Below are 15,757 nucleotides of genomic sequence, written 5' to 3' on the forward strand. Positions count from 1 at the left end.
ATCTTCGACGTCAACGAGCGCTTCGAGAACGACAGCATGGCCGTCCTGATCGTCGTCGAGGGTGACCTGGACCCCGCAGGAGCTGCGGGGCACGGCGCTTCTTCCTTTTCCGGGCTCACCCACGGTTTCGGGTGGACCGACGTTCTTGGGTGGACCGGCGGTCTCAGGCGTACTGGGCGACGAGGCTGCGCGGGCGGATGTCGGTCCAGTTGGCGGTGACGTACTCCAGGGCCTCGTCGCGGTTCCCCGGACCCCAGACGGCGGTCCAGCCGGCCGGCACGTCCGCGAAGACGGGCCACAGGGAATGCTGTCCTTCGTCGTTCACGACGACGTGGAAGGTGCCCTCGGAATTGTCGAACGGGTTGACGGAAGCACTCATGACTAGTTCCTCGATTCTTCCTTCTCCACGGTGGAGAGCTTTTCCGAAATGATTCTTCCGATGTGCGAGAGGGGTTCCGGTTCGGTCATGCGAAGGTGTTCGGATTCCACGGTGTGGTTGTCCACGACGCCCTCGGTGCAGGAAATCCACGTGGCGGCCAGGGCGCCCTCCGGTTCGCCGGGCCGGCGGGCCGTGAAGAACGTCAGGTCCGCGTCGGCGACACCCGGGACGTACCGCGCCATGAGTCCGGCGTGGGTCTGCGAGGCACGCAGCACGGAGTCCAGTTCCGCGGCGGAGAAGCCGGCCAGCACCGGGTCCCCCTGGACGATCCGTTCCCTCGCCGCTGCCGGGTCCCCGCCGCCCGGCGCCGCCTCTCCCACGCCGGGCTCCTCGTCCGGCAGCACGGACACACTGCCGGGGCCCGTCAGGTGGGCGTCCATCAGCGCGAGGAGTTCGACGCGTTCGCCCGCCGCGCGCAGCCGCACCGCCATCGCGTGGGCGACGATCCCGCCGAAGGACCAGCCGAGCAGCCGGTAGGGGCCCCAGGGCTGCACCTGCCGGATCCGCTCCAGATAGTCGTCGGCCATCTCCTCCACGCTGCGCGGCCGGTGTCCCGGCTCGCTCAGCGCCCGGGCCTGCAGCGCGTACAGCGGCTGGTCGTCGCCCAGGTGACGGGCGAGGCCCGCGTAGGACCAGCCGACGCCGGTACCGGGGTGGACGCAGAACAGCGGGCGGCGGGCGCCACGGGTGCTCAGGGGCAGCAGCACGCCCAGCGCGCCGGCCGTACCGTCGTCGTCCGCGCCGAGCAGCCCGGCCGGGGTGGGCTGCCGGAACAGGTCGCGGACCGTGCGCTCGACGCCCAGGACGCTGCGCATGCGGCTGACCAGGCGCACGCCGAGCAGCGAATGACCGCCCAGGGCGAAGAAGTTGTCGTCGATGCCGACCCGTTCCACGCCGAGGACCTCGGCGAACAGGCCGCACAGCACCTCCTCGCGGGCGTTGCGGGGCCGCCGGCCCTCGGCCGTGGCGGCCCGGTGCGGGGCGGGCAGCGCCGCGCGGTCCGGTTTCCCGTTGACGGTCAGCGGCAGGGCGTCGAGGACGACGACGGCGGACGGCACCAGATGGTCGGGAAGCGTCCGGCGGACCTGGGCGAGCAGTTCGGCCCCGGTGACGGTGTGCCCGTCGCGCGGGACGGCGTAACCGACGAGGCTCTTCCCGCCGGGCCGGTCCTCGCGGACCACGGCGAGCGCCTGCCCGACCCCGGGAAGGCCGCCCAGCGCCTGCTCCACCTCCCCGGGTTCCACGCGCACTCCGCGCAACTTGACCTGGCCGTCCGCGCGCCCCAGGAAGCGCAGCTCGCCGCCGGGTGTCCACAGCACCCGGTCCCCGGTGCGGTACATGCGGCTGCCGTCGGTCTCGAACGGGTCGGGGACGAACCGTTCCGCGGTCTGGCCGGGACGGCCGACGTAGCCGCGGGCCACGTGTGCACCGGCGATGTACAGCTCACCCGGCACGCCCGGCGGGACGGGGCGCAGCGCCTCGTCGAGGACGTGGCCGCGGGTGTTGTCCATCGGGTGGCCGAGGTGGACCCCGGCGCCGCTCAGGGTGCGCTGCGCGGTGCCGAACCACTGGTTGTGGGAGGCGAAGGTGGTCTCGGTGGGCCCGTAGGAGTGGACCAGGACGGTGTCCGGGCAGTGGGAGAGGACCCGCCGGACCGCGACGGGGGAGACGACGTCGCCGCCGGTCCAGACCTCGCGCAGCAGCCGGAGGGTGTCCAGGCCCTCCTCGGCCATCAGGTGGAACAGGCCCGCGGTGAAGTAGGCGGCGGTGGCGCCGTGCTCCGAGACGGCCCGGGCCGTCTCCGTGAGATCGGTGCCGTCGCCCGGCATCAGGACCAGGCTGCCACCGGCGAGGAGCGGCACCCACATCTCGAAGACCGAGGCGTCGAACCCGGTCGCCGAGTGCACCAGCATCCGGTGCGGCGCGCCGGCGGCGACGTCGCGGTCGGCGGCCAGCTCCAGCACGTTCCGGTGGGTCACCCCCACGCCCTTGGGCCGGCCGGTCGAGCCGGACGTGAACATCACGTACATCAGGTCGTCCCCGGTCGCCCCCGCGGCGTCCGCCGAGACCTCGGCGTCCGCACGGGCCGCGGCGTCCTCCGCGCCCGCGGCGGTCCGGGCGGCCCCGGGGGACGGGTCCGCCTCGGTGGGGGCGTCCACGGTCAGCACCCGCCAGGCGCCGCCCGCGTCGGGGCCACCCGCCTCGGCGCCCGGCACGCCCGCCGCGTGGGCGCCGTCGGTGGCGACGAGCCGGGCCGCGCCGTCCTCGAGCATCAGCCGGAGCCGGGCGGCGGGCAGCCGCGGGTCCAGCGGAAGGTAGGCGGCGCCGCAGCGCAGCACGGCGAGCGCGGTGACCACCAGCGGCACGCCGCGTTCCAGCAGCACGCCGACGGTGTCGCCGCGGCGCACCCCCGCGGAGCGCAGGCGGGCGGCCAGGGCGGCGGCCCGCTCGTCGAGTTCCCGGCGGGTGACGGTCTCCTCGCCGGCGATCAGGGCGGGGGCGTTGGGGGCGCTGCGCGCGCGTCGGGCGATGCGCTCGTGCACCGTGCCGGGGGCGGGCCCGGTGGTGGCGGTGTCGTTGTGCTCGGCCAGCCGGAACCGGTCGGCGTCGGTGAGCAGCGGGACGTCGGCGACGCGGATGCCGGGGGCGGCGGCCGCGGCGCGCAGGATCCGTTCGAGGTGGGCGGCGAGCACGGCGGCGGTCGCGTCGTCGAACAGGTCGGCGGCGTACTCGAGACCGCCGGCCAGGCCGAGCGGGCGGCCCCGCGCGTCGCGTCGCTCGGTCAGGGCGAAGGTCAGGTCGAACTTGACGGACGCGGTGGACAGCAGCCCCGGCTCGGCGTCCCGGAACAGCCCCTGGCCGCCGTCGGCCGCCGAGCCCTCCGGGGTGTGCTCCTGGTGGAGCTGGACGACGATCTGGGCCAGCGGGTGACGGGCGGCGGAGCGGTCCGGGTTCAGGTATTCCACGACGCGCTCGAAGGGCAGGTCCTGGTGGGCGTAGGCGGCCAGGTCGGCCTGCCGGACGCGTTCCAGGAGCTCGGCGAAGGCGGGATCGCCGGAGGTGTCGGTGCGCAGCACCAGGGTGTTGACGAAGAACCCGACCAGGCCGGCGAGGTTCTCGTCGTCACGTCCGGCGGTCATGGTGGCCAGCGGCAGGTCGGTGCCCGCGCCGTGCCGGGTGAGGAGGGCGGCGAGTGCGGCCTGCAGCACCATGAACAGGGTCGCCCCGGTGCGCCGGGCCAGCTCCTCGAGGGCCTGGTGGGTGGCGGCGTCGAGGACGATCGGGACATGCCCGCCCCGGTGCGAGGGCTCGGCGGGACGGGGCCGGGCGGCCGGCAGCTCCAGCACCGGTGGGGCGCCCGCCAGGTTCCGCTCCCAGAACTCCAGGTGACCTCGGACGGCCGCCTCGTCGGAGGCGAGTTCGTGCTGCCAGAGGGCGTAGTCGGCGTACTGGACGGGCAGCGGCTCCCAGGCGGGCGCGCGGCCCTCGGCACGGGCGCGGTAGGCGGCCGCGAGGTCGTCGAGGAGGGGGCCGACGGACCAGCCGTCGGCCGCGATGTGATGGAGGACCAGGACCAGGAGCTGCGCGCCGTCGTCCTCCTCGACCAGCCAGGCCTTCAGCGGGATCTCGTGGGCCAGGTCGAAGACGTGCCCCGCGGCCTCGGCGACCGCGGCGGTGAGCCGGCCCGGGGCCGCCTTCCGCCGGACGAGGCCGGGCCGGGCGGCGGGCAGGACCTCCTGGTGGGGTTCGCCGTCCGCCGACCGGTACACGGTGCGCAGCACCTCGTGCCGGTCGGTCAGGTCGGCGAGGGCCCGCTCCAGGACCCCGGCGTCGAGCGGCGCGGTGGGACGCAGGACGAGAGGGATGTCGTAGGCGGCGCCGGGGCCCTCCATGACGTCCACGAACCACAGCCGGCGCTGGGCGGAGGACAGCGGGATGCGTTCGGGGCGGTGCGTGCGGGGAACCGGCCGGGGCCGGGGCTCCCCGGCGGACGTCGCGCCGGGCCGCGGGACGGCGGTGGCCGCGATGCGGCGGGCGAGGGCGTCGGGGGAAGGGGCGAGCAACAGGTCGCTGACGCGGACCTCGGCGCCGAGGCGGGCGCGGATCCGGTTGGCGAGGCGGACGCCGCTCATGGAGTGTCCGCCGATGGTGAAGAAGCCCTCGTGCGGGCCCACGTCCTCGAGGCCGAGGATCTCGGCGAACAACTCCCGCAGGACCGCCACGTGTTCGGCGGGCGGCTCCTGCCCGCCGTCCGGATCCGGACCCGCCTCGGCCGTAGTCGTAGCCGTAACCGCGGCCGTGGTGCGCTCGCGGCGTTCGTCCAGGGCCCGGCGGTCGGCGGGGGCGATCAGGTCCCCGTCGTCCACGCGGGCCGCGGGGTCGGCGGCGGCGGCGCGCAGGGCGCGCTCGAAGGCGGTGAGCAGGAGGCGCACGGTGCCCTCGTCGAGGACGTCGTGCGCGTACTCCAGGCCGATGCGCAGGCCGGCGGGGGAGCCGTCCGGACCGCGGTGCTCCAGGCAGGCGGCGGTCAGGTCGAAGGGGGTGGTGGCCGGACCGTCCCCGGCGAAGCGGCCCGGGACCGTGCCGAGGGCGAAGGAGGTGTCGGCGGGCGCGGCGGGCGTGAGGGTGAGCATCACCTGGAACAGGGGGTGGACGCCCGGCGTGCGGGGCGGGTTGAGGTGCTCGACGAGCAGGTCGAACGGCACCCGCTGGTGGGCGAAGGCGGCGAGGTCGGCGTCGCGGACCCGCTCGAGGAGTTCGGTGAAGGCCGGCGCGCCGGAGGTGTCGGTGGGCAGCACCAGGGTGTTGACGAAGAAGCCGACGAGGGAGTCGAGGGCCTCGTCGTCGCGTCCGGCGACCGGGGTGCCCAGGGCCGTCCGATCGCCGGCGCCCGCCGCGCGCAGCACCAGGGCGAGCGCGGCCTGCAGCACCATCAGGACACTGGCGTCGTGGTCGGCGGCCAGCCGGGCGAGACGGGCGTGCGTCGCCGCGTCGACGTCGGCGGTGACCAGGGCGCCCCGGCGGCCGGGGACGGCGGGGCGGGGACGGTCGAGGGGCAGGTCGGCCACCGCGGGGACCCCGTCCAGGGCGGAGCGCCAGTGGTCCAGGCCCCGGGAGACGGCGGAGTCCGGGTCCCGCGGGTCGCCGAGGACGTCGTTCTGCCACAGGGTGTAGTCGGCGTACTGGACGGGCAGCGGCTCCCAGCCGGGGGCGCGCCCCCGGGCCCGGTCGGCGTAGGCGCGGGCCAGGTCGGTCATCAGCGGGGCGAGGGACCAGCCGTCGCCCGCGACGTGGTGCAGGAGCACGGCGAGGGTCGCGCCGGAGCCGTCCTGCGGCAGGAACAGGGCGACCCGCAGCGGCAGGTCGCGGGAGAGGTCGAAGCTCTCGGCGGTGAACCGGGCCACCCGGCCGGGGACCTCGCCGGCCGGGCACTCCACGGTGCGCAGCCGGACCACCGAGGGGGCCAGGACGTGCTGGTACGGCTCCTCGTCCGGGGTGAGGAACACGGTGCGCAGCACCTCGTGCCGTTCGGCGAGGTCGGTGACGGCGGCGGCCAGCGCGGCCGGGTCGGGCCGGGCGTCCAGTTCGAGGACGATCGGCATGTTGTACGCGGCGGACGGGCCGTCGAGCTGGTCGACCAGCCACAGCCGCCGCTGGGCGTGGGACAGCGGCACCCGGTCCTCGGGGGGCAGCGGCCTCTCGTGGACGACCGGCAGCCGCGGGTCGGTGGTGCGCAGCGCCTTGCGGTCGATCTTGCCGGAGCTGGTGCGGGGCAGGGCGACGACGACGGCGACGGCGGCCGGGACGGCGGCGGCCGGCATGCGCTCGCGCACCCAGTCGCGCAGCTCGCCCGCGCCCGCGCCGCCGTCGGTGACGACGAAGGCGACGAGCCGCTTGACGCCGTCGGCCTCCTGCTGGGCGACGACCGCCGCCTCCCGGACCGCGGGATGGCCGGCGAGGACGGAGTCGACGGCGGCCGGGTCGATGCGCTGCCCGCCGATCTTCACCTCGTCGTCGACGCGGCCGTGGAAGAGGATCTGCCCGTCGTCCCCGACGGCGACCAGATCACCCGTGCGGTAGGCGCGCTCCCCGTCCAGCGTGGTGAAACGGCGGGCGTTCAGCTCGGGGCGGCCGAGGTAGCCGCGGGTCAGGCCGCCTCCCAGCAGCCACAGTTCGCCCTCGACGACGGCGGCGCGGACCCCGGGCAGGGGACGGCCGATGGGGACGGGGCCCCCGTCGTGGTCGGTGAGGTCGGCGACGGTGGCGGCGACCGTCGCCTCGGTGGGGCCGTAGCTGTTGAGGAGGCGGACCCGGCCGCCGGTCAGGTCGCGCCACTGGGCGACCCGTTCCGGCAGGGCGGCCTCGCCGAAGGTGCCGACCAGGCGCAGGCAGCCGGGCAGCCGCGCGGACCCGGTGGACAGCACGTGGACCAGCTCGTGCCAGTACGCGGCGGGCAGGTCCACCAGGGTGACGCCGTGTCGGGCGCATCCGGTCAGGAACTCCCCGACGTCCAGCATGTCGTCGGTGCGCAGCACCAGGGTGGCGCCCGCGCCGAGGGCGCTGAAGATCTCCTGGACGCTGGCGTCGAAGTGCAGCGGGCTGAACTGCAGGATCCGGTCGTCCGGACCGATGCCGTAGGCGGGGATGACGCCGGCCGTGAAGTGGGCGAGGGAGTCGTGGGCGACGACGACGCCGTTGGGGGTGCCGGTGGACCCGGAGGTGTAGATGACGTAGGCGGCGTCCGCGTCGACGCCGGGGCCGGGGAGGACGAGTTCGCCGTGCCGGGCGACGTCGGCGGGCGAGGGCGCGTCCTGGCCGCAGCAGTCCCGCAGGATCGCCTCGTTGCGCGCCTCGGGTGCCTGGACGTCCAGCGGCAGGTAGGCGGCCCCGGTGGTCAGGACGGCGAGGATGCCGACGATCGCCTCGACGGAGCGCGGCCGGTGCAGGGCGACCAGACTGCCCGGTCCGGCGCCGGCCGCGGCCAGCTCGGCGGCCCGCTCGTCCACCCGGGCGGCGAGCTCGGCGTAGGTGAGGTGGACGCCGCCCTGGACGAGGGCGCGGGCGCCGGGCCGCACGCGCGCACGGCGGGCGAAGAGCTCGAGGACCGGCGGGGCCGGCGACGGGGACGGCCCGCCGTCCAGCAGGTCTTCCGTTCCTATGGGGGGCATGCTGAGTTCCTCCGGTGAAGGGCACGGCCGAGAGACCGGGGCGAACGGTTCCTCTCGCCTCCGTGCCCTTCACGCTAGGGGCGGCCGGGCCGCCCCCGGGGCAGTGCGCCCGGCAGCTGCGGGCGGCAGGAACGTGCCGCCCGCAGCTGCCGCTGCCGCTGCGTCAGAGGAAGGCCGTCGCTGCCGTCGCTGCCGGTGCGTCAGAGGGAGGCGGCCCGCGCGCCCGCCCGGGTGCGCCGCCGCAGCGCGGTCGCCGCCGGACTTCCGCCGCCGCCCGTCATGCGGCGGGCCAGGTCGGCCGCGGTCGGGTTGCGGAACACGTCCTGCAGGGTGAGGTCCTGGCCGAACTCGGACCGGATCCGGTTGAGCAGCCGCACCGCCAGCAGGGAGTGGCCCCCGGACTTGAAGAAGTTGTCCTCCCTGCCGACCTCCCGGCCGCCGAGGACCTCACGGAAGACGCCCAGCAGGCGTTCCTCCCGGCCGTCCGGGGCAGCCGGCCCGCCGGTGTCCTGCGCCGGCGGGACGTGGCCGTGCTCCCCCGGGGCGGGCAGCCGCGTCACCTGGGCCACCCGGGCCGGGGCCAGGTAGTCGGGCAGCCGGTCGGCGGCCCAGCCGCGCAGCTCCTGCCCGCTCACGCCGCCGGGCAGACAGGTGACGTACGCGTGCAGCCGGTCGTCACGGACGGCGACGGCCGCGCCCGTCACGGCGGGATGGCGCAGCAGGACCTCCTCGATCCGGCCGGGCTCCACCGGGTAGCCGGCCGCGGTGAGGACGGGCACCGGGCACAGCCTGCCGTCCGCGGCGGCGAACGCACGCCGGCCGGTGGGACGCAGACCGCCGCCCGGAGCCGGCTCGTGGACCTCGCCGGGCACCCGCACGGCAGCGGGCCGCCCCCGCTCGTCCAGGACCGTCTCCCGCCCTGCCGGGGCCGGCGGACCGTACCCGAGCGCGGAGATCGGGGCGGCGGGGTCGGCGGCCAGCGCGTCGAGGGTCTCGGCGAGCCGCCGGGTCAGCAGGCACGCCGTCTGCTCGTCGTAGAGCGCGGTCGCGTACTCCAGGACTCCCTGGAGTCCGGCGGGCGCCCCGTCCGGGCCGGTCCGCTCGGTGAGCGCGAAGGTGAGGTCGCACTTGGCGCCGCCGGCGCGGAAGGCGACCGGATCGCCGCCCAGGGCCGACGGGGCGGACGGGGCAGCCGGCCCGGAGGGCGCCGCGTGCACCTGGAGCATCACCTGCACCAGCGGGGCATGGGCGGCGGACCGGTGCGGGCTGAGGTGCTCCACCAGCCGGTCGAAGGGCAGGTCCTGGTGGCTGTACGCGGCGAGCCCCGCATCCCGGACCCGCCGCACCAGCTCGGCGTAGGCCGGGTCGCCGGAGGTGTCGGTGCGCAGCACCAGCGTGTTGACGAAGAATCCGACGAGCGGGTGCAGGGCGTCGTCGCCGCGCCCGGCGACGGTGGTGCCGATCGCGACGTCGCAGCCCGCGCCGTGCCGGGTCAGGACGGCGGCGAGCGCGGCCTGCACCACCATGAACAGGGTGGCACCGCAGTCCCGGGCACGGCGCAGCAGCGCCCGGTGGGTGGCGGCGCCCACGGTGAACCGGGTGAGGGCGCCGGCGCCGTCGCTCACAGCGGGGCGCGGGCGGTCCGTGGGCAGGGCCAGCAACGGCGGCATCCCGCGCAGGGCGTCCCGCCAGTGGGCGAGCTGCTCCCCGGCGATCCCGCCCCCGCCGTCCTCGCCGATCCCGCCGGTGCCGCCGTCCTCGCCGTCCAGCAGGGCGCGCTGCCACAGGGTGTAGTCGGCGTACTGCACGGGCAGCGGCCGCCAGTCGGGGGCATGGCCCGCGGCGCGGGCCCGGTAGGCGGTGTCGAGGTCGGCGAGGAGACAGTCGGTGGACCAGCCGTCGCCGGCGATGTGGTGCAGGAGCAGCACCATCACCTGACCGCCGTCGCCCTCCTCGATCAGCCAGGCCCTCAGCGGGATCTCCCGGGCCAGGTCGAAGACGTGCCCGGCGGCCGCGTCGACGGCCGCCTCCAGCAGCTCGGGACTCCGGGCGTGCACCACGGTGAGCTCGGGCTCGGCGTGGTCCAGGACCTCCTGCCAGGGTTCGCCGTCCTCGGACCGGTACACGGTGCGCAGCACCTCGTGGCGGGCGGCGACGTCGGCGAGCGCGTCGGCGAACGCGGCCGGGTCGACGGGGCGGCGCAGCCGGGTCACCACCGGAATGTTGTAGGTGGCGGTGGGGCCCTCGAGCCGGCCGACGAACCACAGGCGCCGCTGGGCGGCGGACAGCGGGATCCGGGCCGGCCGGCGCTGCGGCGGGACGGCCCGCAACGGCGGGCGGGCAGGACCCGCGGAGCGCTCGCCCAGCAGGCGCAGCAGCCGCCGGGGGGTGGGGCCGAGGAAGACGTCGCGAATCTCGGCGTGCAGGCCGAGCGCGCCGCGGACGCGGTTGGCGAGTTTGCCGGCGAGCAGGGAGTGCCCGCCCAGCTTGAAGAAGTTGTCGTCCGGCCCCACCTCGTCCCGCCGGAGGACCTCCGCGAACAGGCCCCGAAGGATCTCCTCGCGGGGGTCCGCCGGCGGCCGGCCGGTGACCGGCGCGTCGCCCTGCGACTCGCGCTGCCGGCCGCTGTCGGGCCCTCCCGCGCGGGAGAGCGCCCGGTACCGGTGGTCGAGCGCCCGGCGCTCCTCCTCGGTGAGCAGCCCGGCCCGGCTCAGGGGTGTGCCGGCCGGCTGTTCGGCGAGGACGGCGAGGGCCCGCCGGAAGAGGGTGAGCAGGAGGCGCGCGGTGTCCTCGTCGTACAGGTCGGTGGCGTACTGCAGGCCGAGCGCGACCCCGTCGGGTTCGCCGTCGGGGCGGTGCGTCTCGGCGCAGCTGAAGGCGAGGTCGAACTTGGCGGTGGCCAGGTCGGCCCCGTCGAGGACGGCCGGTATGCCGCCCAGGCGGACGGTGGCGTCCCGCGCGGTCTGCGCGGCGAGCGTCACCTGGAAGAACGGGTGGCGGCCGAGGGACCGTTCCGGGTTGAGGTCCTCCACCAGCAGGTCGAACGGCAGGTCCTCGTGGGCGAAGGCGGCCAGATCGCGTTCGCGGACCTGGGCGAGGACCTGGCCCAGCGTGGGGTCGCCGGACAGGTCGGTGCGCAGCGCCAGGGAGTTGACGAAGAAGCCGACCAGCTCGTGCAGGTCCTCCTCGGGGCGGCCGGCCACCGGCGCGCCCACCACCACGTCGTCCCCGGCGCCCGCCGCCCGCAGGGCCAGCGACAGGGCGGCCCGGCAGGCCATGAAGAAGGTGGCCCGGTGGGCGCGGGCGACACCGGTGAGCGCCTTGTGGGCGGCGGCGTCGAGCTCCGCGGTGACGAGCGCGGCCCGGTTTCCCGGTTCGGCGGGCCGGGGCCGGTCGGCCGGCAGCCGGGTCTCGGCGGGGATGCCCGCCAGCGCCTCGCGCCAGTGGGCGAGCTGCTGGTGGGCGGTGCTGCCGGGGTCGTCGGGGTCTCCGAGCATGTCCCGCTGCCACAGCGCGTAGTCGGCGTACTGGACGGGCAGCGGCTCCCATCCGGGGGCCCGGCCCTGGAGCCGGGCCCGGTAGGCGGTGTCGAGATCGGTGAGGAGGCAACCGACGGACCAGCCGTCGGAGGCGATGTGGTGGAGCAGCAGCGCCAGCACCGCGGTGTCGTCCGGGACGGTGAACAGCCGTGCACGCAAAGGCAGTTCGACGGTGACGTCGAGGGGAGTGCGGACGAACGCGGTGACCGCCGCCTCCAGGTCGTCGCCCGTGGCGCAGCGCTGCGTCTCCAGCCGTACGTCCGGTGCGTCGACGATGTGCTGGTAGGGCTCCGCGTCCTCGGCGGGATAGACCGTACGCAGGACCTCGTGGCGTTCCACGACGTCCCGCACCGCGGTCTCGAGCGCCTCCCGGTCGGGGACGGCGGCGAGACGGAGCACGACGGGGGCGTTGTAGGCCGGCGACGCGCCCTCCAGGCGGTTCAGGAACCACAGCCGGCGCTGGGCGTAGGACAGGGGGATCACGGTTGCTGCTCCTCAGGGATGGCGGGGGCGGGCGGGTCGGTGGACCGGTGACGGGGTCCGCCCGGCGGCGTGGGGGGAGGTCAGGCATCCCGCGCGGCCGTCAGCTCCTCGATGTGCGCGGCCAGGTCGCGCAGCCGCGGATGGGCGTACACGGCCTTCACCGGCAGGGCCAGGGACAGTTCCGCCCGCACCCGGGAGACCAGCTTGATGGCGAGCAGGGAGTGCCCGCCCAGCTTGAAGAAGTTGTCGTCCGGGCCGATCGACCCGGCGCCCAGGACCTGTCCCCACACCCTGGCGATCAGCTCCTCCGCGCGGCCGCGCGGGCCGTCGCCGCCCCGCGCGGCGGCGGTGCCGGAGGCGGCCTGCGCCTCGGCGCGGGCGGGCAGCGCGGACCGGTCGAGCTTGCCGCTGGGCGTCGTCGCGAACCGGTCCACGGCGACGAACGCGGACGGCACCATGTAGGACGGCAGCACCCGTGCCAGCCGTGCCCGCAGCTCCTGCGCGTCGCCGCCGCGGTGGTAGGCGATCAGGGCCGGTTCACCACCGGCGTCCTCGCCGAGGATCACGGCGGCCTCGGCGACGCCGTCCACGCGGGTGAGGGCGGCCTCGATCTCCGGGAGTTCGACGCGGTGGCCGCGCACCTTGACCTGGCCGTCGGCGCGGCCGAGGTAGACCAGCCGGCCGTCGGGAAGCAGCCGGCAGCGGTCACCGGTGCGGTACATGCGGGATCCGGGGACGCCCGAGGGGGCGGCGACGAAGCGCTCCGCGGTCAGGACCGGCCGTCTCCGGTAACCGCGGCCCACCCGCGGCCCCGCCAGGTGGAGTTCGCCGGTCCCGCCCGGCCCGACGGGGGCCAGGTTCTCGTCCAGCAGCAGCATCCGCAGGCCCGGCAGGGCGGTCCCCAGGTGCGGTTCACCGAGCTCGTCGATCCAGCCGGCGGTGGCGTCGACGGTGCACTCGGTGGGGCCGTACAGGTTGACCGCGCGCAGCAGACCGGACCGGTGGGCGGCGGCCAGCCGGTCCCACAGCGACGGGCTGACCGCCTCGCCGCCGACCAGCAGCGTCAGCGGACGGGGACCGCCGTCGGCGGTGAGCAGTCCGAGCAGCGGGTCGGCGTGCGAGGGGGTGATGTCGAGGTCGGTGAGGGCCAGTTCGTCGACGAACGCGGCCAGCAGCGCCGGGTCGCGGCGGGTCTCCTCGTCGATCATGACGAGGGTGTCGCCGCGGCACAGCCGCACCCACTGCTGCACGGACGCGTCGAACGACGGGGAGGCGTTCCAGCCGACCCGGCGGCCCTCACCCGCGGCGACACCCGCCTCCTCCAGCTCCCGCAGCAGCAGGGAGACGGCACCGCGGCCGATCTCCACGCCCTTGGGACGGCCGGTGGAGCCGGAGGTGTAGATCACGTAGGCGAGGGTGTCCGCGGTGACCGGCACCGGGGCGAATCCGGGCCGGTGCGCCCTGCCGGTCCGTTCGGCACGGTCCGCGGTGAGGTCGGTCAGGGCGACGGTCCGGGTGGCTGCGGTGGCGGGCTCGGCCGCGCCGTCGGTCACCACCAGATCCGCCCCGGAGTCCTCCAGCAGGTAGGCGCGGCGCTCGGCGGGCAGCGCAGGGTCCACCGGCAGGTAGGCGGCCCCGGCGGCGAGCGTGCCGACGATCGCCGTGACCAGACCGGCGCCGCGCGGCAGGCACAGCGCCACCACGCTCTCCGGTCCGACGCCGAGCCCGGTCAGCCGGGCCGCGAACACGGCCGACTCGGCCCGCAGTTCGTCGAAGGTGAGCTCCAGGCCGTCGGCGACGACGGCGGTGCGCCCGCCGGGGACGGCGGCGAGCCGGGCCATCAGGTCGGCGGCGCCGGTGCCGGCGGCGCACCCGCCGCACGGGCAGTCGGCCGGGTGGGGCTCGGGGCGCAGGGCGGTCGGCTCCGCCTCGGTGACGGCGGAACGCTCGGGGAGGACGGCGGTCATGGCGGGGCTCACTTTCCGTACAGGGTGGTGGACGGGGCGGTGGTGGGGGAGCAGTCGGACAGGGCCACCGGCTCCCCCATGGCGACGAGGATCTTCCGGTCGCCGGTGTACGACTCGCGGCCGTGCGCGCAGAGGATGTTGTCGACGAGCATCAGGTCGCCGGCCTGCCAGCTCTCCCGCACGGTGACCGCCTGGTAGACGTCGTTGATCACGTCGACCTCGGCGTCGGTGAGCGGGGAACCGTCGCCCAGGAAGGTGTTGAACGGCAGACCGTCCTCCCCGAAGGTCTCGGTGAGGACGTCGCGGACGTCCTCGTCGAGGCTGCGGGCGTTCCAGAACGCGAAGTGGTTGAACCAGGTCCGCTCGCCGGTCACCGGGTGGCTGATGATCGCGGAACGGCGCTGACGGGTGCGCAGGGTGTCCTCGTCCAGCCAGTCGTAACCGATGGCGTTGACGTCGCAGTACGCCTCGGCGCCGGCCGGCTCCTCGGCGGAGAACGCCTTGCGCCAGGGCATGCCCGCCAGGTCGGAGTAGTTGCGCACCAGGAGCCAGCCCGCCTCGGCGAACCGGGCGGCCAGGTCCTCCGGCAACAGGGCGAGCGCCCGGCGCATGTCGCCCACGGTGGTCGCCCCGCCGGTCTCCGGAGCGGTCACGCAGCCGAAGAGCAGCACGCCGGGGAAGTCGAGGGTGTAACTGTTCTCGTTGTGCAGGCGGATCGGCTGGATCGCCGGCAGGTCCGTGGAGGAGAAGACCCCCTCGCCGAAGTCGGTGCGCGGAGTGGCCTTCTCCTTGTAACCGGCCCGCACGGCGATCAGCGCGTCGCGTGCCGCGGCGAACGACTCCGCGTCCGTCACCGGCAGTCCGCGCAGCATGACCGCACCGGACCGGTGCAGCTCGGCGCGGATGTCGGAGCGCCGGTCGGAGAGCCAGGCGACGGCCTCCTCCATGGTGGCGAAGCCCGGGGTGCGGACGACGACCGGCTTGCCGGGCTCCCGGCTGACGGCCAGGTCGGTGTCGGTGTCGGTGTCGGCGACGTAGGAGGCGGCGGGGCTCTGGGCGAAGGTGGTCATGACGGTTCCTCAGGTCGGTCCGATGCGGAGGGAGGGAGGGAGGGAGGGGGAGAAGGCCGGTAGCGGGCCGGGTCGTTCCGGTCCTTCCGGTCGTTCCGGTCGTTCGGCTCGGCGGGCCGGGCAACGCGCCGGTCAGGCCGGGGCGGCCGTGGAGTCGCGCAGGGCCTGGAGAGCCGGGTTCAGGCGGGCGAAGAAACCGGGCAGGTCCTGCTGGAAGTAGAAGTGGTCGCCGGGCAGCACCTCCGGCGTCACCGGATGACCGGCGACCGTGGACCAGCCGGCGAGCATCTCCACCGGGACGATCGGATCGGCGTCCCCGCCGAACACCGCGACCGGGCAGTCCAGCCGCACACCCGGGGCGGTGCACCGGTAGGCGTCGTCGATGGCGAAGTCCGCGCGGATGGACGGCAGGACGATCTCGCGGAGCTCCGGGTCGTCGAGGATGCCGTCGTCGGTGCCGCCCCGTTCCTTGATGGCGGCGACGAGCCGGTCGTCGTCGAGGCGCTCGGGGTGCACGGGGCACTGGTTGGGCAGCACCGGCGCTCGGCAGGCCGAGGCGACCAACCCGGCCGGGGCGCGGCCGGCGGCCTGCAGCGCACGGGCCACCTCGAAGGCGACCAGCGAACCCATGCTGTGCCCGAGCACCACCAGCGGGCCCGTGTCCGAGGGCAGCGCGCCGACCACCGGGAGGGCCAGGTCGTCGACCGACTCGGGCAGGTCCTCGCAGTAGCGGGCGCCGCGGCCCGGGTACTGGCCGATCAGCAGCCGCACATCGGCCGGCAGGTGCTCGCGCCACTCGCTGTAGGCGTGCGCGTTGCCACCGGCGTGCGGCAGCACCAGCAGCGACAGGCGGTGCGGTGCGTCACCGGGCAGATCCCAGACGACGTCCTCGGGGGCGGGGGACGGAGATCCGTTCATGAGCTCATCCGTTCGGTCTCGGTGCGGCGGCGCAGTGCGGGCCGGGCCTTGACGGCCGGCGCGGTCCTGCACGCCGCGATGTGTGCGGCGAGTCGGGCGGGGGTGGGGTGCTGGAAGACGTCGCGGACGGTGAGTCGGACGTCGAAGGCGGTGGCGATGTGGTTGGTGAGGC

At 75.7% G+C, this 15,757-nt stretch carries 7 protein-coding genes; all 7 read right to left on the minus strand.

What is annotated here, in order from left to right:
- Positions 1-163: 163 nt before the first annotated feature.
- On the minus strand, positions 164-379 hold the full coding sequence (locus tag ABT026_RS31765; RefSeq protein WP_351118665.1) for an MbtH family protein: 216 nt from the start codon (positions 377-379) through the stop codon (positions 164-166).
- A 2-nt stretch (positions 380-381) separates the two neighbouring features.
- The gene (locus ABT026_RS31770; RefSeq protein WP_351118666.1) at positions 382-7,608 is read right to left on the minus strand and encodes a non-ribosomal peptide synthetase; all 7,227 of its coding nucleotides are present in this window, start codon (positions 7,606-7,608) and stop codon (positions 382-384) included.
- Positions 7,609-7,808: 200 nt separating this feature from the next.
- On the minus strand, positions 7,809-11,630 hold the full coding sequence (locus ABT026_RS31775; protein ID WP_351118667.1) for a condensation domain-containing protein: 3,822 nt from the start codon (positions 11,628-11,630) through the stop codon (positions 7,809-7,811).
- An 80-nt stretch (positions 11,631-11,710) separates the two neighbouring features.
- Positions 11,711-13,597, minus strand: coding sequence for a non-ribosomal peptide synthetase (locus ABT026_RS31780; protein ID WP_351118668.1), 1,887 nt, complete (start codon positions 13,595-13,597; stop codon positions 11,711-11,713).
- Positions 13,598-13,605: 8 nt separating this feature from the next.
- Positions 13,606-14,667 (minus strand): TauD/TfdA family dioxygenase, encoded by a 1,062-nt coding sequence (locus ABT026_RS31785; protein ID WP_351118669.1) that lies wholly within the window; start codon positions 14,665-14,667, stop codon positions 13,606-13,608.
- Positions 14,668-14,799: 132 nt separating this feature from the next.
- Positions 14,800-15,585, minus strand: coding sequence for a thioesterase II family protein (locus tag ABT026_RS31790; protein ID WP_351118670.1), 786 nt, complete (start codon positions 15,583-15,585; stop codon positions 14,800-14,802).
- Positions 15,582-15,743, minus strand: coding sequence for a phosphopantetheine-binding protein (locus ABT026_RS31795; RefSeq protein WP_351118671.1), 162 nt, complete (start codon positions 15,741-15,743; stop codon positions 15,582-15,584). Before ABT026_RS31795 ends, ABT026_RS31790 begins: the two co-directional genes overlap by 4 nt.
- Between the last annotated feature and the right edge of the window lie 14 nt (positions 15,744-15,757).

It is taken from the genome of Streptomyces sp. NPDC002734 (assembly GCF_040295685.1).
Classification (GTDB): Bacteria; Actinomycetota; Actinomycetes; order Streptomycetales; family Streptomycetaceae; genus Streptomyces.

Bases quoted from the DNA above. Each gene is read 5' to 3' on its own strand.
- ABT026_RS31780 (WP_351118668.1), bottom strand. From the start codon at position 13,597: ATGACCGCCGTCCTCCCCGAGCGTTCCGCCGTCACCGAGGCGGAGCCG.
- ABT026_RS31770 (WP_351118666.1), bottom strand. From the start codon at position 7,608: ATGCCCCCCATAGGAACGGAAGACCTGCTGGACGGCGGGCCGTCCCCG.
- ABT026_RS31785 (WP_351118669.1), bottom strand. From the start codon at position 14,667: ATGACCACCTTCGCCCAGAGCCCCGCCGCCTCCTACGTCGCCGACACC.
- ABT026_RS31765 (WP_351118665.1), bottom strand. From the start codon at position 379: ATGAGTGCTTCCGTCAACCCGTTCGACAATTCCGAGGGCACCTTCCAC.
- ABT026_RS31790 (WP_351118670.1), bottom strand. From the start codon at position 15,585: ATGAACGGATCTCCGTCCCCCGCCCCCGAGGACGTCGTCTGGGATCTG.